16 protein-coding genes are annotated in these 20,273 nt (G+C 44.7%); 9 read left to right on the top strand and 7 right to left on the bottom strand.

Annotation, left to right across the window (positions count from 1 at the left end; translation table 11 throughout):
* Nucleotides 1-54: 54 nt before the first annotated feature.
* Both ACVA6Q_RS06935 and ACVA6Q_RS06930 read left to right on the top strand, forming a co-directional pair.
* Nucleotides 55-477, top strand: a complete 423-nt coding sequence (locus ACVA6Q_RS06935; RefSeq protein WP_353498950.1) for a glycine zipper domain-containing protein — start codon at nt 55-57, stop codon at nt 475-477.
* A gap of 481 nt (nt 478-958) precedes the next feature.
* Nucleotides 959-1,921 carry a sensor domain-containing diguanylate cyclase gene (locus ACVA6Q_RS06930; RefSeq protein ID WP_446646998.1) on the top strand — a complete coding sequence of 321 codons (963 nt, stop codon included), beginning with the start codon at nt 959-961 and terminating at the stop codon, nt 1,919-1,921.
* A gap of 41 nt (nt 1,922-1,962) precedes the next feature.
* On the opposite strand, the gene ACVA6Q_RS06925 is transcribed toward ACVA6Q_RS06930, so the two are convergent.
* From ACVA6Q_RS06925 to ACVA6Q_RS06915, 3 genes are read right to left on the bottom strand one after another with little or no spacing between them, the layout of a single operon-like run.
* A complete protein-coding gene (locus ACVA6Q_RS06925; RefSeq protein WP_418642494.1) occupies nt 1,963-2,577 on the bottom strand; it encodes an HAD family hydrolase in 615 nt (204 codons plus the stop codon).
* A gap of 41 nt (nt 2,578-2,618) precedes the next feature.
* Nucleotides 2,619-5,429, bottom strand: coding sequence for an ATP-binding protein (locus ACVA6Q_RS06920; RefSeq protein ID WP_446646997.1), 2,811 nt, complete (start codon nt 5,427-5,429; stop codon nt 2,619-2,621).
* Nucleotides 5,426-6,241 (bottom strand): cytochrome-c peroxidase, encoded by an 816-nt coding sequence (locus tag ACVA6Q_RS06915; protein ID WP_418643012.1) that lies wholly within the window; start codon nt 6,239-6,241, stop codon nt 5,426-5,428. The genes ACVA6Q_RS06920 and ACVA6Q_RS06915 overlap by 4 nt, the downstream gene beginning before the upstream one ends.
* A gap of 506 nt (nt 6,242-6,747) precedes the next feature.
* Here ACVA6Q_RS06915 and ACVA6Q_RS06910 point away from each other — a divergent pair.
* Nucleotides 6,748-7,839, top strand: coding sequence for an efflux RND transporter periplasmic adaptor subunit (locus ACVA6Q_RS06910; RefSeq protein WP_446646996.1), 1,092 nt, complete (start codon nt 6,748-6,750; stop codon nt 7,837-7,839).
* Between the two features lie 31 nt (nt 7,840-7,870).
* Nucleotides 7,871-10,915, top strand: a complete 3,045-nt coding sequence (locus tag ACVA6Q_RS06905; RefSeq protein WP_353498956.1) for an efflux RND transporter permease subunit — start codon at nt 7,871-7,873, stop codon at nt 10,913-10,915.
* A gap of 109 nt (nt 10,916-11,024) precedes the next feature.
* Here ACVA6Q_RS06905 and ACVA6Q_RS06900 read toward each other — a convergent pair whose 3' ends face one another.
* On the bottom strand, nt 11,025-11,768 hold the full coding sequence (locus ACVA6Q_RS06900) for a dienelactone hydrolase family protein (RefSeq protein ID WP_418642492.1): 744 nt from the start codon (nt 11,766-11,768) through the stop codon (nt 11,025-11,027).
* Nucleotides 11,769-11,955: 187 nt separating this feature from the next.
* Between ACVA6Q_RS06900 and ACVA6Q_RS06895 the strand changes: the two genes are divergently transcribed.
* Complete coding sequence (locus ACVA6Q_RS06895) at nt 11,956-13,092, top strand: BamA/TamA family outer membrane protein (protein ID WP_446646995.1); 1,137 nt, start codon at nt 11,956-11,958, stop codon at nt 13,090-13,092.
* A gap of 69 nt (nt 13,093-13,161) precedes the next feature.
* Here ACVA6Q_RS06895 and dcuC read toward each other — a convergent pair whose 3' ends face one another.
* Nucleotides 13,162-14,529: an anaerobic C4-dicarboxylate transporter DcuC gene (dcuC, locus tag ACVA6Q_RS06890; protein WP_353498959.1), complete on the bottom strand. Its 1,368-nt coding sequence runs from the start codon at nt 14,527-14,529 to the stop codon at nt 13,162-13,164.
* A 411-nt stretch (nt 14,530-14,940) separates the two neighbouring features.
* Between dcuC and ACVA6Q_RS06885 the strand changes: the two genes are divergently transcribed.
* The 3 genes from ACVA6Q_RS06885 to ACVA6Q_RS06875 all read left to right on the top strand — a co-directional run bounded on the left by ACVA6Q_RS06885 (nt 14,941) and on the right by ACVA6Q_RS06875 (nt 18,236).
* The gene (locus ACVA6Q_RS06885) at nt 14,941-15,837 is read left to right on the top strand and encodes a LysR family transcriptional regulator (protein WP_446646994.1); all 897 of its coding nucleotides are present in this window, start codon (nt 14,941-14,943) and stop codon (nt 15,835-15,837) included.
* Between the two features lie 106 nt (nt 15,838-15,943).
* Nucleotides 15,944-17,347 carry a sensor domain-containing diguanylate cyclase gene (locus tag ACVA6Q_RS06880; RefSeq protein WP_446646993.1) on the top strand — a complete coding sequence of 468 codons (1,404 nt, stop codon included), beginning with the start codon at nt 15,944-15,946 and terminating at the stop codon, nt 17,345-17,347.
* Complete coding sequence (locus tag ACVA6Q_RS06875) at nt 17,340-18,236, top strand: LysR family transcriptional regulator (protein WP_446646992.1); 897 nt, start codon at nt 17,340-17,342, stop codon at nt 18,234-18,236. Before ACVA6Q_RS06880 ends, ACVA6Q_RS06875 begins: the two co-directional genes overlap by 8 nt.
* A gap of 37 nt (nt 18,237-18,273) precedes the next feature.
* On the opposite strand, the gene ACVA6Q_RS06870 is transcribed toward ACVA6Q_RS06875, so the two are convergent.
* Nucleotides 18,274-18,975 carry a response regulator gene (locus tag ACVA6Q_RS06870; RefSeq protein WP_418642486.1) on the bottom strand — a complete coding sequence of 234 codons (702 nt, stop codon included), beginning with the start codon at nt 18,973-18,975 and terminating at the stop codon, nt 18,274-18,276.
* Between the two features lie 434 nt (nt 18,976-19,409).
* On the opposite strand from ACVA6Q_RS06870, the gene ACVA6Q_RS06865 reads away from it, so the two are divergent.
* Nucleotides 19,410-19,544, top strand: coding sequence for a hypothetical protein (locus ACVA6Q_RS06865; protein WP_353498964.1), 135 nt, complete (start codon nt 19,410-19,412; stop codon nt 19,542-19,544).
* A gap of 99 nt (nt 19,545-19,643) precedes the next feature.
* Here the strand turns inward: ACVA6Q_RS06865 and ACVA6Q_RS06860 are convergent, their stop codons facing one another.
* On the bottom strand, nt 19,644-20,261 hold the full coding sequence (locus tag ACVA6Q_RS06860; protein ID WP_353498965.1) for a glutaredoxin family protein: 618 nt from the start codon (nt 20,259-20,261) through the stop codon (nt 19,644-19,646).
* Nucleotides 20,262-20,273 lie beyond the last annotated feature (12 nt).

The following is a 20,273-nucleotide window of genomic DNA, read 5'->3' as shown; positions in this document are numbered from 1 at the left end:
ACATTGAAACAGTATTCTTTCTCTCGTAGACACAACCACTGCGAGAAACCCGTTATGACACTATCTCAAAACTCTGTTAAATCACTTTTTGCTGCTGCAACCCTAGCTCTTCTTGCTGGTTGCGCTTCACCTGCTTTCGATAAGGACAATGAGAACGCAGCACGTAATAGAGGCGCAGCGGGAGGTGCTTTACTTGGTGCCACAATGGGCGTACTGACAGGCGAACCTGAGCTGGCTGTAAAAGGCGCGGTTGCTGGTGGTGTTGCTGGTGGCGTTGCTGGCTCTATGAAAGACTTGGATGATTCCCGTGAAACAGGGCGTACAGAAACGCTAGCTGATGGGATAAAGCAAGACAATCGCAGTGATGCGGAGAAGCGCGCTGACGAGCTAGAGGCTGAAATTCGTATCCGCGAGTTAGAGCAAAAGTTGGCTGAAATGGAGAAGGCTCAACAGGTGGAGTCTAGCCAAGAAGGCTAATCACATTGTCTAGGCAAGCATTGGCTTAGATTTTGAGATAAAGAAAAGGCCGATTGATAAATCAATCGGCCGAAAACAGTGTGAACAAATCGGTTCACTAACAACGTCAGTTGGCTAGGTGACTTCATTGCTGAAGTCATAATATATGTAGCATGATGTGTGCCAACTTTGCCGAAAGCTATTTACCGACTTTTTGTGCGTCATTACACATAAAAGGTTCGATGCGTTCTTATATTGCAAATGCAAACCGCAATATATTTGCAATATGCAACCTACTAACACTCTTCTCAATAAGCTCTGCCGAATTTTCATTTCAATTTACGTTAAGAATGTGATGCTTTTGTGGCATGCCCACGTAATCTTGACTAATTTTAGAAGCGGACACTTTAAATTTAAACTCAAAAGCGCATCGAGAGTGATGAAAGGTGTCAGTACGCAGTCCAAATTTGTCTAGTACGTCTATGCTAAGGAACTCTCACACATGCAGCCAGCTCCTATACCCATCGATGATGATTACCGTTTGAAAGTTGTTAGGCAGCTTAATATCGACAGTGTGCCAGAGGAGCGTTTTGATCGGGTTACGCGATTAGCAAAACGGATGTTTGATGTAGATATTGCTTTGTTAACCATCGTTGACAGAGACACACAGTGGTTCAAATCCAATGTAGGACTCGCTGCGAATCAAACGGGTCGTGGAGAATCATTTTGTGGCCATGCTATTTTAGGTGACGAGCCATTCATTATTCACGATGCGTCTATTGATGAACGTTTTCGCGATAATCCATTGGTGACGGGGGACCCCAACATCCGTTTTTATGCTGGCGTGCCTATCAAAATGGAGGGCGGTGTCAAGGTCGGTACCTTGTGTGTTATAGACAGTAAACCGAGACTGTTTACCGATCAGCAAGTTCATGACCTGATAGATCTCGCGAAGTTAGCCGAATCTGAGCTGGTGGCGAACTTAAACTCTACCCTTGATGAGTTAACTCAAATCTCCAATCGACGTGGTTATCGATTGCTTGCCGATAAAGTGATTCAAAAATGTCGCTTTTCTACGGAGCCATACACAGTAGCCCTGTTTGATCTCAATAACTTCAAAGCCATCAACGATACATTCGGGCATTCTGTTGGCGACGAGGCACTACGCCAATTTGCCAAATTATTAAAAGCGAGTTTTAGAGACTCTGACGTGATAGCCAGAGTAGGGGGAGATGAGTTTGTTGTCTTGATGTCCGGAACCACAGGAAACGACTCCAAGTTCCCAATGACACGGTTTAATGACAATGTCGCGTCGTTCAATCGCAATCATCAACCAGTTTACGCCTTGAATTATTGCGTTGGCATTGTTTGTTGCACTCCGCTCGATAATGTTGATCACGATGAGCTGCTCGACCTGGCTGACAAAGCGCTTTACTTAAATAAAGCCTCTCAAGGGCAAGGTTAAAGGTTACTCTTTCTGTGAATCGCTTTCTAAAGACATCTTTTCTACAAATGGTTTTTGTGTAAATAGCTTTTTCGTAGATAGTTTTTTTGCAAATAGGCAAGAAGCCCATCCAGTGATGAATAATGCAGATCTGCACCGAAGGTGTCTGGCTCGTGGCTTGAGTTGGAAATAAAGCAGCTTAAACAGCCAGCGTTTTGCGCTGTGAGAATGTCGTATTGATGGTCGCCCACATAAAGAACGTTGTGTTGCTCTAGCTGCCATTTGTCCACAAGGTGTAGCAGAGCACTGGGATCAGGTTTGGCAGGGAAGTCTTCTCTAGTGATAAGCTCTTCTATTGTTAGTGCATGAGCGCTTAACTTCTTTGTCGCGGCCTCACGACAATTTCTGGTGATGATGCCAAATCTTAAGCCTTCGTTTGATAACCAATCTGTCAGCGAACGTGCGCCTGCCATTAAATCACTGGCTTCGGCATCGTCGAGTTCATGCTTGAGTATGGTCTCAATACGTTGCTGACGTTCGTTATCACAAAAGGTTTCATCGACATGGGTCAATAAATCCTTATCAGCAGGGCAAGCAAGTTCTAGTTTTAGCTGCTGAAAGTTGATGTTTGATGTCACCAGTGTGTTGTCTAAATCAAATACTACCGCTTTAATCATTGAAATGAGTTAGTCCTTGCTACGTCATACTACTGATACGTTTACCTAGAGAGTTTAGACGACTTTAACACTGACTGATTTCGCGTATCGCGATATTTATCCAGAATTCGAACTGCTTCATGGATATTGACCTCAAGTAGATTTACTAGTGACTGCATCTCCTCTAGCGCAGGCCAAATTTCGCTATCGAGTGTGGTTTGAAGTGATCGCATTTTTTCTGTTACGCGAGATAGACCAACTGCACTGCATTCGGTATCTAATAGTTTCATAGTACTTGAAAGCGTTGCTTTGTCTTTGCTTGAGTAGCTAGTGATTAGTGTGGTGAGCGCATCTTCACTGGTTTGTTTAAACTGTTTTGTTCTATCTTCAGACAGCAGTGACTTTCCGTTGTTAGGACTCACTTTAAGCTCTGCTTCGGTCGTGTTTGATATCGACATCTGAGACAAGTCGTGTCGGATCAACTCGACGACCTTGTTATTGGATTCGTGTTTGGGTGGCATTACCAGCAGATGGCGATACTGTTGTAATGCGTCAATAAAGCTTTCTTTTTGAAGTGGTTTGGTCAGGATATGATTAGCGCCAGCGGCGATGAAATTGTCATGAGCTTCTTTAAAGACATCGGCGGTACAACCGAATATGACCGTTTTTGAATGCAGTTCTTCGCGTATTATTCGCGTCGCTTCGATACCATCCATAACAGGCATGTGGTTATCCATAATGATTAAATCGTAGTGACCTTGTTTTACTTTTTCTACTGCCTCTTGACCGTTCACCGCAACTTCTACTTTGTGTCCCTGCTTAGTACAGAAGGTTTTTGCAACGAGCGCATTTACCTTGTTGTCTTCTACAAGCAAGATATTGAGTGACTGAGCGAGGGCTTGATCATCAAGCGAAACATGCGCTTTCTGTTGTTTTTTGACAGCTTCTGCCGGACTAAGCTGCATGGTAACAACAAACTCGCTTCCAACGCCGGGTTCGCTTATTACGCTTGCGTCACCATTCATGATGTTGGCCAGTTTTTTAACGATGGCCAGTCCAAGCCCTGTGCCGCCAAATTTACGCGTTGTCGAAGCTTCGGCTTGAGTAAAGGGATCGAAGATAGTGCTTAGCCTTTCTGAAGGAATGCCGACGCCAGTATCTTTTACAGAGATAGTTAGGGTTTCGTCCTTACCGTTTTCTGTTTTGGTGCTGCTAAGCGTGAGGGTAACTTTGCCATCACGGGTAAATTTCACAGCATTGCCGAGTAGATTGAAAATAACTTGGCGAATGCGGGATTTATCCCCCCGATAGGATTTACCGCTTTCGAGCTGGTTGTCGAGAACAAACTCGACGCCTTTTTCTGTACAGATAGAAGAGTAGGTCGTGACGATGGGCGAACAGAGATCGCTGATAGCAAAATCAATGGCCTCAAGTTCAAGTTTGCCTTCTTCAATTTTTGAGATATCGAGAATATCGTTAAGCAACGAAAGTAAGTGATTGCCAGACTCAAGCAAAATGTTGAGCTGCTCTTTATGCTGAGTTTCGGTGACTGAAGACTCGAGAATCTGTGCCATTCCAAGAATGCCGTTGAGCGGCGTGCGTAGCTCATGGCTCATGGTGGCAAGGAAAGTGGACTTTGCTTTGTTAGAAGCATCTGCATTATCAACCGCAAGTCTTAAATCTCGCTCTAGGTTTTTTCGAACACTGCTGTCGCGCTCTACGGCAATGAACTGCTCGACTTCTTGTTGATAGTTCCTGATGGGCGTTATCGCGATGTCTATCCAATATGGTGCTCCATCTTTGTGATAGTTAATCAGCTCAGACTGAACAGGCTCACCTTTTCTCACATGTGCTGCAATGTTCGCAACTTCCTGTTGTGACGTTTCTTTCCCTTGTAAAAAACTACCTGGCTTAAGTCCGATGACTTCTTTCACTTGGTAGCCTGAGAGTCGCTCGAATGCCGTATTTGCCCAAGTAACAAAGCCGTGTTTATCTGTGATGATAATGGCATCGCTTGCATGCTCGACCACTAAGGCTAAATGAGAACGTTCTTTTTCTTTAGTGAAAAGCTCACGATTGAGTTTGGCTTCGCGATATTGCTGTATCCATTGACGCCAGTAGATATATCCACCAAGAAACACAAACAGCATGACGCCGGAAAAAACGACGTGTCCTTGAAGGTTGGATGTTCTCGTCATCCAATAGGTGTTGACGTCATTAAGTAAGGTGTGAATTTCACTGCCAAGAAGTGCTTGCTTCTCTTGGTCTATTTCATTTTTAACTCGGCTGTTAAGCCGAATGTAGCTGTCGATTGCGAGGATAGTGTTGTTGGTTTGAGCATCACTAGTCAGCGCTTGACGTGCTATTTGATTGTCGAAGTATTGATAGAGTTTGAGTTTGTCGGTATCGGAAGTTGATGCTGATAGCAGTCCTCGCTGAAGCTCCTCTAGGGTACTAGTGGAGTATTCAAAGGATACTTTAGCGCTGAGCAAGCGTTCCAATCTTTGGGTGAAGCCGAGTACTTGGTTTTTGATATGACGTCCAAACTGTACGCCTTGCTCGGGTATCGGGCTGATAAGAGAGAGGTAGCTTTGTTGGTTCTGCAGCAGGTTGTCATAGAGGTTCCCAGCTTCGAGTTCTATGGTGACTAACTCATTAGAGAAATTGTCATAGGACTGTTCACTGTTGTAGTCAAAGGTGTAGATGTCCTCAAGGGACTGAGTGATTTGATGAGATAGAGCAAGGTAAGCTTGCTGATAGGTATCACTAACTCGGCTGTAAGAGACACTGATTACTAGCCATAGTGCTGATAGCACAATAGCCATTTGATAGAGTGTTTCGACACGCTTCTTGGTGAGTATCCGCCGAGTCATGGTATTAGCTCCTCGAGTACGGGAGGTGGTGGTGCAGAGAGGGCATTGAGAAACGCTTTTAGCTCTAAGATAGTGGCAGGCTCAAGCTCTCGGCCTAGCTGAACGTAGGCCATAGTAACAATGGCAGCTTCCAAGGTCTCTGCACGTCCATCGTGAAAGTAGGGGGCGGTATTCGCCACGTTTCGTAGACTGGGAACGCGGAAAACGCCCATATCAGACTCCAATCCTGTGACGTTGTAACGACCAAGGTCTGACTCTTTCTTATCGGTAGCGTTCAAGTTACCAAACTTCTGAAATAGGTTGCCCCCAATATTTGTCCCCTGATGACAAGCTATGCAGCCTAGTATTTTAAATTGCTGCCAGCCATTTTTGGCCGCTTGGGAGATAGCCGTTTCATTGCCTTTCAAAAACAAATCAAAGGGTGAGTCTGGTGTATCTAACGCCGTCATGAAGCTTATCAAGGACTCTTTGATGGTGGTTTCATTAATGGTGCCGTTAAATTGAGCATTGAATTGCTGTTTATAGGTTGGAACAGAGGCGACATAGCGTGTGATTTTTTGCCAGTTGGTGTTCATTTCTAACGGATTGTGAACCGGACCATCCATTTGTGTTTCCAGGCTAGAAGCTCTCCCATCCCAAAAAAAACGCGAATTGTGGGAAACGTTGAAGACTGTAGGAGAGTTCCTAGCGCCAAGGCCTTGTACCCCTAATGATACTTGCCTATTTTCCGCACCATTGTCGAAGATATGGTGGCAAGACTCACAGCTAACGCGATTATTAGAGGATAAGTTAGGGTCTAAAAAGATCTGCATCCCAAGTTTCGCGATGTTCAGTTCTCGGCTACTCAGTGTTGGTTCTGGTATCGGCTGAATGAGTTGAGAACTTCTATTTTTGAGACTGATAGTAGTTTCTGAACGGGCGTTATTTACTGGCTTTTTTGGCGCCGAAAAGCTAAAAAATAGGTATGTTGTCAATGTGATAAGAGCACCTAGAGCAACTAACCACCTTATAACTACTATGTTCATAATATGTATCATTCATATTGATTCTACGTATTATTATGGGATACTTATTTGCCGTTTCAATTTAAGATAAAAAAACGAAAAAAATAATGAACTTGTCGCTAATTGACGGTCTTAACAAGAGTTTTTTTATTCCATAAGTTCTAGCTGGCATAGAACATTCATTTGTGCGTTATAGTTTTGTGTAAGGTTTGTTGCTTTTTGCTACGCTTAATGTAACTTGTGAAATAGCGTTCATTTGATCTCGTTAACCAAATAGTGTGTTGGTTTTTATAAATTTTTATTGGGTGGTTGTTATGAAAACTCATTTACGTGCTCTTACTCTGGCAGCAGCAATTGGTGTTGCGTTGACAGGATGTAGTCCAGAGCCAGAACAGACAGTGGAAGCACCGGTAGTAAGGCCTGTGAAGACGGTTGTTATTGGGCTAGAAAACCAAAGCATGATTCGCGAATTCCCTGCAAGAGTTCTTGCATCGGATCGTGCAGACATGGCGTTCCGCGTTTCTGGCAAAGTAAACAGTATTCCTGTTAAAGAAGGCGACAACGTTAAGAAAGGAACGGTACTAGCAACGCTCGATGATACGAGCTTTAAACTGGCGGTTAGTGATACTCGCGCAACGTTGCAACGTACTCAAGCTGATTTCAAACGTGCTCAAGAACTGATTAAAGATAATTTTATCTCTCAGAAAGATTTCGAGCAGCTACGTGCAAATTTAACACGAGCTAAAGCGGCTTATGATAAAGCGAATACAGAGCTAGGCTACACCAAACTTCTTGCCCCTTTTGATGGCTTTGTCGCACAGCGTGATATTCAAAACTTTGAGAACGTTGAAGCTAAACAGGTTGTGTTTACTTTCCAAAACCTCAACACGCTTGAACTTAAGTTCAACGTACCTGAGAAACTGGTTCGTCAGATCCGTGATGAACAAGCAGAAGAACCGGTAGAAATTCCTGTTTTCGCTTACTTCGATACCGCGCGTGAAAAGCCGTATCCAGTAACGGTGACAGAAGTATCTTCTAAAGCAGATTCGGATACTCAAACGTTCGAAGTGACGGTGTCGATGGAAGCACCAACCGATCAAAACATCCTTCCTGGGATGACGGGTTATGTGACGGCAGACTTCTCTAAGCTCCAAGAAACGTCTGGTTCTATTCAAGTTCCTGCGACGGCTGTTGTGAGCGACAACGCACACAATGCGACAGTTTGGGTTGTTACAGGTGACAATACGGTAGAGCCTAAATCTGTTGAAGTTTCAAATATGTCAGGCGATCGCATTATCATTCTTTCAGGTCTTGAAATGGGTGAGCGCATTGTGACTGTTGGTGTTCCATTCCTGATTGAAGGTATGGAAGTGAGCCTGATGCCAGAGATCGATCAAGCGCAATAACCCACTGTGACTCAGCAAGAAGAGAAGTTATATGAATTTAGGTGAGTATTCAGTAAAGAATAAAGTCAACAGCTGGCTGCTAGTGCTGCTGATGACGATAGGCGGTGTATTAGCTTACTTTGAAATGGGTAAACTCGAAGATCCAGCATTCACAATCAAAGAAGCGAAAATCATTACAGCCTACCCAGGTGCGTCACCACAAGAGGTGTACGACGAAGTCACATATCACATTGAAGATGCGGTTCGCCTCTTAGGGCAAGTAAAACGCATCAAACGCTCAGTTACACGTGAAGGTCTGTCCGACATCACGATTGAGTTTAAAGATGAGTACAGTTCTGCCGAAATGCCGGGTATTTACGATGAACTACGTCGTAAAATTGCGGATAACAAGCATAAGCTGCCTCCAGGTGCAGGTGAACCACAAATTGTCGACGACTTTGCCGATGTTTATGGTGGTTTCCTAGCACTTAATGGTGAAGGTTACACATACCGTGAACTTAAAGATGTTGCTGACAATCTGAAGAAGCAACTGGTCTTAGTGCCTGGTGTGCGTAAGGTGTCGATTGATGGCGACCAAAAAGAAGTGGTCTACGTGCAAATGTCTCGCTCGAAAATGGCGGAGCTTGGCATCGACATGGCAACGATTGAGAATTTGCTTCAGTCGCAAAACTTGGTGTCTGACTCTGGCCGGTTCCGAGTTGGTCCTGAGTACATTCGTATTGAACCGACTGGCTCCTTTAAGCACGTAAGTGAAATCGAAGACCTACTTATCTCTAGTACTGATAAGAAGCTTATCCGTCTGGGTGATGTTGCAAGGGTTACTCGTGAATACAGCGACGAGCCAAGCAAGCTCATTTACTTCAATGGTAAACCGTCGCTAACGGTTGGTATTTCGATGCTAAGTGGGCGTAATGTGGTTGAAGTAGGCGGCCTTATTGAAGATAAGCTAGCCAGCCTTGAGAACCAGATCCCACTAGGTATGAACCTAGATATCATCTACAACCAACCAAACGAAGTTGATCAGTCGGTTGCAGGCTTTGTTACCAACACAGTCGAAGCGTTGATCATTGTAGTTGTTGTTTTACTTGCGTTTATGGGACTGCGCGTAGGTCTTATCATCGGTGCGGTTCTAATGATTACTGTTGCTGGTACGCTAGCACTCATGCACCTTTATGGTATCGAGCTACAACGTATTTCTCTTGGTGCCCTGATCATCGCCCTTGGTATGTTGGTGGATAACGCCATCGTTGTCGCCGAAGGGATGATGATACGGATCAAGCGCGGTATGCCTGCTATGAAAGCAGCGGGTGAAGTTGTTGGCGCTAACGGCTTGGCACTTCTTGGTGGTACCGCCGTAGGTATCCTTGCGTTTGCCGCGATTGGTATGTCGCAAAGTAACACGGGTGAATTCACGCGCTCCCTTTTCTACGTTATCTTGATTTCACTCTCTTTGAGCTGGGTGACAGCAGTGTCAACAACACCGCTGTTGTGTGCGATGCTTCTTAAGAAAGAAGACAAGAAAGAAGAGGAAGAAGAGAAAGACCCTTATGCGGGGGCTGGCTTTGTTATTTATAAAGGTATTCTTCAGTTCGCACTTAAACAGCGTGTATTGACTATTGGTGTCATTCTAGCGATGTTTGTGTCGGCTGTTTGGGGCTTTGGCTTTGTTAAGAACGCCTTCTTCCCGAACGCGAACACACCAATGTTCTTTGTGGATATTTGGGAAGTAGAAGGCACGGATATTCGTCAAACTCGTGATGATACACTGAAGGTAGCTGAGTTTATTCGTGGCCAAGAGGGCGTAGAGTGGACGGCAAGCTTTATCGGTGGCGGTGCTTCTCGTTTCTCTTTGGTATACACACCGCAAGATTCGACCAAGGCGTATGGCCAGATTATTATTCGTACTGAAAATCGAGACGTGATTGCACCACTGCAAGCTAAGATCGATCAGTTCATGACGGAGAATATCGAAAGCATTGAACCTAAGATCAAAGGCTTACGTATCGGTCCAGGACGTGACTCCAAGATTGAAGCGCGCTTTGCAGGTCCAGATCCAGAAGTCTTGCGCGATCTGTCATCTCAAGCTGAAGCGATCATGCATGCCGATCCGGGTACCAAAGAAGTTCGTAACGACTGGCGCCAACCAGTTAAGCTGATCAAACCTATCTTCAACGAGCAAGTTGCGCGTCAATTAGGCGTGACGAGAACGGAGCTTACAGCGTCACTTCGAGCAGCAAGTGAAGGTACCCAAGTAGGTATTTACCGTGACGGTGTGCGCCTATTGCCAATTTACTTCCGTGCTGATGCTAGCGAGCGCCAAGATGTGTCTCAGTTGATGGATGCACAAGTGTATAGCCCTGTGCTGCAGCGCACAGTGCCGATTGCGCAGGTTGTTGTTGGTTTTGAAACCGTTTGGGAAGATGCGATGATTCGTGGACGAGACCGTCTAACGACTATTATTGCCTCTGCGAACCCAACGGGTGAACTTGCAGCACCACTATTCGAGCGTTTGAAGCCACAAATCGAAGCTATCGAACTTCCACCTGGCTACACGATGGACTGGGGTGGTGAGTACGAAGATTCAGCGGAAGCGCAAGGTGCACTGTTTAGCGCGATTCCGGTCTCGTTTATCATGATGATCATCGTGGTGGTACTTCTATTTGGTAAAGTGCGTCAGCCGCTAATCATCTGGATCACCGTACCTTTGGCTATCATTGGTATTACCGCAGGTCTACTGCTACTTGATGGTGCGTTTGACTTTATGGCACTTCTAGGCGCATTAAGTTTGATAGGTCTACTCATCAAGAATGCTATCGTTCTCCTCGAAGAGATCGACATGCAAGCGGAAGAGAAACCGATTTACGATGCGATCATTGACTCCTCGATCTCTCGTATGCGACCAGTAATGCTGGCAGCATGTACGACAATCTTGGGCATGATCCCGCTGCTTGGTGATGTGTTCTTCGTGAACATGTCTATCACGGTTATGTTTGGTCTTGGTTTTGCAACCGTATTGACCCTGGTGTTTATCCCAGTGATGTACGCAATTTTGTTCAAGGCAAAGAATCCAAGCTAATCGAATACCGTAAGCTGTAAAACGAAAGCTAAAAACCCAGGTCTTAATACCTGGGTTTTTTATTGCCTAGTTAAACTGCTACATTTATACCGTGCATCTAGCGGTTTGCTTAGCTTCCAGTGGTCTCTTTCAAGAAAGTAGAGAAGGCAGTCCATGATTTCTTATCCGCATCTTCTCGATAACGGTCAGAGCCAAACACAGTGAATGCGTGAGGTGCTCCGCTGTAGGTTATCATTTCGTGGTTTATGCCATTTTCTTCAAGCTCAACCGCAAGCCCAGCGAACTCAGACATAGGAATGGCTGAATCAGCAGTGCCATGGAGCACCATAATTGGTGCTTTTGTTTGGGCGTAGCTTTGGCCTTCTGGTGTTTTTAGTCCTCCATGAAAGGTCACAAAGCCGCGAACAGGCATGCCGGCTCTCGCTGACTCTAACGTAGCTGCACCGCCAAAGCAGTAGCCCATCACCACAGTGTTATCAAGATTGCCGCCGAGCTTGCCAGCTTCTGCTAGCCCAGCATTCATCAATGCTTGTAACTTGGCGCGATCTTTATACAGTTCACCGGTATGCTGACGTTTATCTTCGACCTTTGTCGGCCTTACATCTTGCCCAAAGAGGTCGACAGCAAAGACGTTGTAGCCCATTTCATTGAGCATTTCCGCGCGCTTTTCTTCGTATTCGGTTAAGCCATCCCAATCATGTACTAGGAGTACTAACGGCGCGGTGTTGTTTACTTTTGCCCAGTAGCCTTCATACGACTGGCCATTTAGTTCATAAATGACGTGCTCACCAGCGATCGCTGTTGGAGCTAGGATAGCCGCGCACAGTGTTAGTCCTTTAAGTGTCGTTTTCATTGTTGTCCCTTCTGTCTGACTTTGTCACCAAAAGCTTAGTACGGGAAAAATAAACATGAGGATGTATGTATATGAATTTTTTGTCAGAGTTTTATCGATTATTTGCTAACCTCCCCAAGACATGGCTTAGATCTTAGGGATAACTTTTATGTATACTAGAGGTTCTATCGATACAGGGATGTTGTAAATGGTTCACCGTGAGTTCAGTTTTAAAGCTACTCCTAGTAAGTCTCTTGTGTTGGCATTAACGTTGGCGCTGAGTACTTTTCCCGCCTGGTCAGCCGAGTATAAAGACCACGTTGATGACAAGAAGTCTAAAGTGGATAGCACCAGTAAAAGTAATGAAGAAAAGCAGGGTTTCATTGCGTTGCCGATTCCAATGTCAAATCCCACCCTAGGAACAGGTGTTCAACTGGTAGGGCTGTATATGCATGCCAAAGAGCCAGACTCTAAGGCGCACAACGATACGTCGGGTATCGTCGGCATGTACACGTCGACAGAGAGCTGGTTGATTGGTGCGTTCCATGATGGCGCGTTAAAAGATGATTCAGTGCGCTATACCGGTGGCATCTTTCATGGCGATCTAAAGCTTAAGTATTACGGAGACGGAAACGATCCTATTTTTGCGGATGATCCGCTTAAGTATGACATGACAATGAGTGGTGTCATGCTCAGAGCCTTGTTCCAAGTTGCTGGGTCGCATTGGTACGTTGGCCCTCAGTACAACTACATGCAAACGGATATTTCGTTTCGTGATTTCAATGAGTTTTGGCCTGGAACAGAGCGGGTAAAGTCGGCTGGGCTTGGCGCAGTTGTTCACTACGACACGCGTGATGACAACTACTATCCGACAGAAGGTTGGTACACTCAGTTTAGCTATATGGATTATGGCCAAAACTGGGGAGGTGATGGTGATTACAACATTGGTAAGCTGTCGACGAGTAACTACTGGAGCGTCAGAAATGACTTAGTGATTGCCTCAAAATTGACCGCAATGACCAGCGGAGGAGATGTGCCTTTCTATGAAAAACCGACGCTACAAATGCGTGGCTTTAACCATGGTCGCTATCGAAATGACAACATTGTTCAGGCGCAGTTTGAGGGGCGTTGGACATTTATGCCACGTTTTGGCGCGGTTGGCTTTGTGGGTCTTGGTAAAACGGCGGAAGCGGAACAAGATATCTTACGTCAAAGTACAGTTGTCACTAAAGGTATAGGCCTTAGGTGGCAGCCAGTAGAGCAGAAGAAGATGAACATTCGACTCGATATAGCGCGCGGGCCAGAAGAAAGTACGTTGCACTTATCGGTTGGTGAGGCGTTTTAAACAAAGGGAGCTTAGTTAGCTCCCTTTGTTGTTTTGATGAAGCTGTGTTTTGACGACGCTATGTTTTGATTAAGCGCTCATTGGTACAAGAACCAGTGTACCAATGATGACAGTGACAAGGCCTGCGATGACTGGAACAGACGTACGTTTAACAACTTCAAACGGAGAAATCTGCGCCATACCCGATGTTGCAACAATAACGCCAGATACTGGTGAAATGGTGCGACCTAAGTTCGATGCTTGCAGCATTGGAATGATAAGGAATGCTGGGTTTAGTCCCATCTTAGCGGCCAAAGATGGCGCAAGCTCAACAAAGGCATAGAACGGTGCGTTACCAGAGCCTGTTGCGATTGCGGCTGCGACCGTTAATCCGGTTAGGATAAGCATTAGAGCGATACCGCCGGCACCCGCTTTGTCGGCCAAGTGAAGCAAATTATCAATTGCGCCAATTGACATCAAACCTTGTGCGAACACGCCTGCGGCAACCAATAGCATTACCACACCTTTAAACGCGTCGGCCATGCCTTGATAGCAAGACTCTAGGTCTTCTAAGGTCTTTTTACCGTTGAAACGCTTAACCATAAAGTCAATCACAGCACCTAGGAAGATCGACCCAACAACAATGGTATAGATATCCAATGACAGCCCCGGAATTGTACGGCCATTGAAGAGGAAAACACCAATGATTGGTAAGAACGGTAGAATGCAGTAGAACGCCGGAGCGTCTACCTTGATTTCTGAAACGTCAACACGCTCCATTGGCGTATTTTCTTTTTTGTCTAAGTACTTATTCCAGAAAAATGCCGCTGCTGCCATAACAATTATCGCGCAGATAGAAACGGGTAACACCGTTTGCACCGCGAACACATCCAGTGCCAAACCAGACTTTTCAGCTGCTATCACAACGTCTCCAGACGTTGGAGAAAGAATAATTGCTGCAGGTGATGCACAGACAGCTACTGCTGCTGGGCGAGAAATACCCATTGCCGTCATCATTGGGAACAAAGTAGCCATCAATAGCACACCAAGCCCAGTAGCCGAGCTAACGGCCAGTGACATCAGACAGGCTACGATGTACGCCGCAACCAACAAAACATATGGAGAGGTAATGAAAGACAGTGGCCTAGAGAACTGTTTTACCACCACGTTGTTAGCGCCGATATGCGTCATGTAAGAGGCAAAACCACACAGCAGCATGATCTGCATACCTAGGCCGCCGCCACGATACTGAAGCATGTATTTCACATACTCTAGCGAATCCGTCACCATGTTGCCTGTTGATGTCAGTTTCGCTGGCAACACAGTGTGACCTAATACACCGGTCAAAAGCAGTAATAAAATACCGGCGGTAAGCAACACACCTGCTGGCTTGTAGCCTTTAACGATAAAGTAGCCAACGGTGATGGTCACCACTAAGCCGATCATCAGTTCTAACATAAATCTCCCCTGATACTGTTAAAATACATGTCTATTTATTTCTAAATGTGTCAATGACTCTACCTTTTAATAGCCTGTGGCACGACACTAATACGCCATATTGCTGATCTAGAACAAACATTATCTATCGGTGATAACAGGGTGTTTAATATTGGTTAATTGGCAGGTGGGTAGATGTAAATATTGTATTTTCGGCAAGCTATGATTGTTTTAACTGAATCACTTTTGGCTATTTATTGTGCGAAGTGTAAATATTGCGCTGAAAACTTACATTTGGTACTGAATGCGTCAAAAGCACTCTTGAAAAGGTTGAGCACACAACAAACATGTCAACGTTGAGGTGCAATGCAAGTGTTGCAATTCGTGGGATTGTAGACAAAATAAACCTACCACTCACAAATGTGCGAAGCCATGTATCACTCTTCCATTAATCTTCTCGATGTTCGAGCGTTCGTCCTTGTTGCGAACTTGGGGAACTTCACTAAGGCTGCAGAAGCATTGGGCGTATCACGTTCTCATGTCTCTAGACAAATACAGTCACTGGAAAAGCAGATGGGTGTAAGCTTGATCATTCGCACTACACGTTCAATGAAACTGACCACGGCCGGAAGGGCGTTTCTAGCCTCGTGTGACCAAGCATTAAATAGTATCGATAAAGCCGTACATACTGCGGTTGATGATATTGAGACGATTCGCGGAAACATCAAAATTAATTGTGTAGGCGGTTATATTGGCGAGGAGATGGTTTCGGAGTTCATTGCTGCCTTTTTACAGGCTCATCCTGATGTGACCGTTGAACTCGACTTTTCGAGTCACCGTGTTGATCTCTTAGAGGAAGAGTTTGATTTAGCGATTCGAATGGGAGAATTAGCTGATGCCAGCTATGTCGCGCGCAAGCTCACCACGATTGAAATGCAAACACTGGCTAGTCCAAGCTACTTGGCAAACTCTGCGCCTGTCACGCACCCTAAACATCTAAAATCTCACCGCTGCATCACGGGTTCCGTAACTAAGTGGCGTTTTGAGCATATAGAAACTAAAGAGTCCGTTGAAGTGCCTATTGAAGGTGTATTGAGTTGCAAAAATGGCAGAGTGCTTATAAATGCTGCGAAAAAAGGGCTTGGCCTTATCCGGGTGCCGCGGATTTACTGTGAGAGCGAAATTGAGCAGGGGCAACTGGTTTCTGTCTTTACCGACTGGCAAGTTAGCGATGTTCCTTTGTCGATCATTTACCACAAAGACAAGTATCAACCTAATCGGATCAGAGCATGTATTAGCCACCTAATTAGTGCGTTTGGTAATCGCTAATATATTAGGAATAACCGTTATTACCTAAAAGCTGACTTGTTGATTATCAAACAATATTGTCTGATAATTGCTCGCTTTCATTTTCCCAAGGTTCACGATTAATTGCATGCACTCTCACGCAAAAAAATACACATTTATCTTAGCTAGAGCGCTGATACTGTCGGTATTGCTATATGGGGTAGCCATTTATCATAGCACCGACAACTTGGTGGAAAATGAGCAAGCACAGTTTCGCCTTCTCACAAAAACAGTACAAGATTATAAATCTACCTTGTACATCATGGGGGTGATGTTTGAGGCGCAAGTCGAGGCAAATCGCGGTAAATTCGTGGATGACAGGCCGTTTGATCGTGGCAAGATCTATTTCTATGATGACAATAAAACACTGACTCACAATGAAAAAGTGATCAGTGCGACGGCGAAGAAAATGTTCGGTAGTATGCCAGAAATGGTCAGTGTGCAATCCTATTCACTCTACTATCGTTCCTACGAAGGACAAAAGCTGCTGTCTGCTAAGTCGTTCGATATTCCTGCTAATGTTGTTAAGTCAGCATTTTCGGAAAAATCTTGTCTTGTGACATCTAACTGCGCGTATTTTGTATCGCCAGAAGATTTATCAAACCGACTCGTTGTGTCTGATGTGCACCAGGACAAGGTGACCGGACAACCTACCATCACACTGTCGAGTCCTGTTTATGATGGGAGGACGATGATTGGTGATGTTAACGTTGATATCTATCTGAACTATTTTGGCTTTCTCTCCAACAAAACCTTTATCTCCGCTAAAGATGGCAATAAGCGTCAGGTTATTATCGAAAATCTACGTTACCCGCTGAAAAAGCACGCGTTTGATAAACATTTTGTTGTTGATGATTACTTTGAGTTTGTTTATCGCATCCCTTACAGCAAGCTCGTCATTGATACCAGTTGGTTATTTTTCCTGTCTGTCGCGCTCTTATTTTATATCTTTGTGAAGCTTGAAGAACTCCAGGTTAAGCGCGAGCGACTCAAGTTGGCAGAAATCGCCATCAGTCGCGATGAGTTAACAGGGATCTACAATCGTACTATTCTCAAAGATAGTGCACTGAAATACATCAAAGAAAAGCAAGGGTTGTCGGTTATCGTTATTGATGGGGATGGGCTAAAGAGCATTAATGATACCTATGGGCATCATGTTGGGGATGAGGCCATCATTCACATTGCAACACGCATGAGGGATAACTTTAGAGACAGTGATTATCTGATACGAAGTGGCGGTGATGAATTCTTGGTGCTGTTACCTGGTTGCAGCGAGCAAACTGCGAATCAGTTGGCAGATCGGCTAGCGAGTGATATTGAATCTACGGCTTTTGCTAAGCATGCACTTACTATGACTATCAGCTTTGGCGTAAGCCGAATTCAGCGAGGAGAGAATTTACAGGCCGCGATTCAGCGCGCTGACAATTTGCTGTATAGAGATAAGCGCAGTAAAGCGCGAACGGTTGAACAGACGGGTACGCAACATGCATAAAGAGCACGATTACAATTTACTCAAGGTATTGGTGCTTATCTATGAGCATCGCAATCTAACTACGGCGGCGGCAAAGCTAGGTAAAACAGAGAGTGCGGTAAGTAAGCATTTGGCGAAGCTTCGAGAACAGCTTGGTGACCCTTTGTTCATTCGCCGTAGCTCAGGCTTAGAGCCCACACATTATCTAGAGCGAATAATACCTGGCATACAGCGCGGTTTGCGTTCGGTAGAGAATGCTCTCAAGCAAGGTGAGGTGTTTGATGCAACTCAATATGAACATCCGATTGTTATTGCCTTAGACAACACTTCCATTGAGCGTTTTGCCCTTCCTATACTCTCTGCTCTTAGAGCGGAGTTTGGTAATTCGTTAATTGAGTTGATCACATGGCGACGTGATACTTATCAGCGTATTCTTGATGAAAAAGTGCAACTGGGTATTCAGATGTTTAACGAAGATTGTTCCAAGTCTTTGTATCAAAGCGCTTTGTTCAATGTCGAGATGGGAGCCTTAGTAGGCGAGCAAAGTGATCTCCACCAATGGCAAGATGTGTTTGACAACCCATGTATCTTTTTTGAGGTTCGGGGCTGGAATGAAACAAACCATCGTCTGATCAGACAAATGGCGCAGTACGATCTTTCTTTCGATTATAAAACCAAGCTTGATAATTTTTCATTGGCGATGTCGCTAGTTCGTCAGGAAAACACTTCGGTGGTGTTGGCAAAGCATCTTGCTTCGAGAGAAGGTGTTCGATATATCCCGTTTCCAGAGCACATGCAGACTTATGCACCGGTTGTCTCTTGTATTAAACAGAGTGATAGGCAAAACCCGTTACATCAAAAGCTACATAGTGTAATTAAGCAGGCGGTATTGAGCTCTTTAGGGGAGTAACCTGGCGTCCTTGCCAAGAAGTAAGCAGTTTGGAAAATTATGAGACTGCTTCTGCAACTGGAGGGGGAGTCATCGCTGGCGCAGTGTCATGATTCGCCGCTGTACCACTGATAGCGACACCAACAGTAGGCTGAGTTTGTACTACATCTTGTGTATGCAGTAGCTCAACAATGGAATTAGCCTCATATTTGTCCAGTATTCTTGATTTGTAAGTGCTGATCGTTTTTGCACTCAACGACAGGAATTCTGATATTTGTTTGTTAGTGTAGCCTTTCTTCAAGTAGTTAAAGACCACAGTTTCTCGCTGCGACAACACAATGTTACGGCTGCGCTGTTTGTAATCCGTCTTGAACAAGTTATATCCACGCATCACGCCCGCAATGGCATCGCGAATCAACGCAGTATCTTCCGTTTTGCTAATGTAACCATTGGCGCCTAGTTTATACGCGGTTTCTGAATATACAGGGTAGCCATAACTTGAAACGAAAATCGCTTTGCCTTTATAGCCTGCAGCATAGGCACGGCGCATTAACTCGAAACCATCGGCTTCCGCTAGGTTAACATCGAGAATGATCAGTTCGATATTGCCAGTTTTAACCAGGTTCAGAGCAGTTTGAATGCTGTCTGTTTGGTGCACCAAGTTCATGTCATCAATACTGGTTACGATCTTGGCAATCGACTCCCTAACGATAGGGTAGTTATCAATGATGAGACAATCTTTGCTGTTTGGATAGAGCATTAACTTAACCTTGCAAAACAAGTGAATAACAAAAAATGAGCATTGAGAAGGGCGCATCCACGTTGCTTGTAGGTGTCGCCAGCATAGGCTGCGACAGATTTAATTCACGGCTCAAATTAACTTGTTCAAAAGTATATGAAACAATTGAATGAAAGTCTGGAAAGACAGAAATTCCAAAATGGAATAGTGTCAGAATTCTCAAAGGCTAATTAGAGATCAGAACCTTGCTTGGTGGCAATTCCGATTTTTTGTCGTGTTAAGAACAAAGTTTGTTTGACAGGATTAATGTTCCATAAGAGGGCTCGAATATTGGGTTTTCGCTATTTTTTGGAAATTTAGTACGAAAAAGTGTGACTTACCTCTTGTTTTATTCTCTTTTAGGTATAAAATTACAATTAGTTGAAAGTTAATTACATATCTATCGGAGAACGATCATGAGCTACGAACTAGGTTCAGCGTATGTTGGTCAATTGGCAGCAAAGAAAATGATGGATGACATGCTTTATGGAAAAGCACAGCCGAAGAAAAAGTCTTTCGTTAAACGAATGATGAAAAAACTGGCTAAATAATGGATTGAAAAAAAGAAGGCTCGCAGATTGCGAGCCTTCTTTTTTATCTGAATCTATGAGTCGATATCTTGAAAACGCCTGAATAGCAATTCTTCTAGCTTAAGAGGCATTCTTCTCACTAAAATCAACGACGTTATCAGGCGCTTTTGCTGGGGTGCGACTTTCCAGCCACGTCTTTAAGTTGTCTGCTCCGCCGATATACTCACCCTCGAGCCAGATTTGCGGCACAGTTACTGGCGTTTTGAGGCCAATATGTGCTTTTACTTCCGGTATCATTCGATATAGTGCAGCGCTGTCCTTGACCACATCATGATAGGTATAAGGAATACCCGCGTCGTCGAGTAGCTTTTTGGCTTTAACGCAGTAAGGACAAGTGGCCTTTCCGTAAACGATATTGCCTTGTAATGTGTCGCGTTTCGTCCACTCTTGAATCACCGACTGAACCAATACGCCGCGATTCAATGCCTCCCCTTGGCTAACGACTTTGCCTTCGACCATTAAAATCGGAGCATGCCAAGAACCTGCTTTTAACGGCTCCCACCAATGTGATAGCCAGTCTTTTACTTCTAGTTCAATTGGAATACCGTCAAGTTCATTGGCAAAGGTGTCGGTCAGTATGTCTTTGGTTAAGGTGCACTCACCGCACGGAATGTTAACTTTGAATGGTCCCCAGCTTCCAGCCCAGCGGTATAAAGTCAGTTTAATAGGTTGTGCCATGTTCTTTGCCTC

The organism is Vibrio sp. DNB22_10_4 (assembly GCF_052879755.1).
The sequence above is the reverse complement of the archived record's forward strand: the minus strand, read 5'-3'. Positions and strand labels throughout refer to the sequence as shown.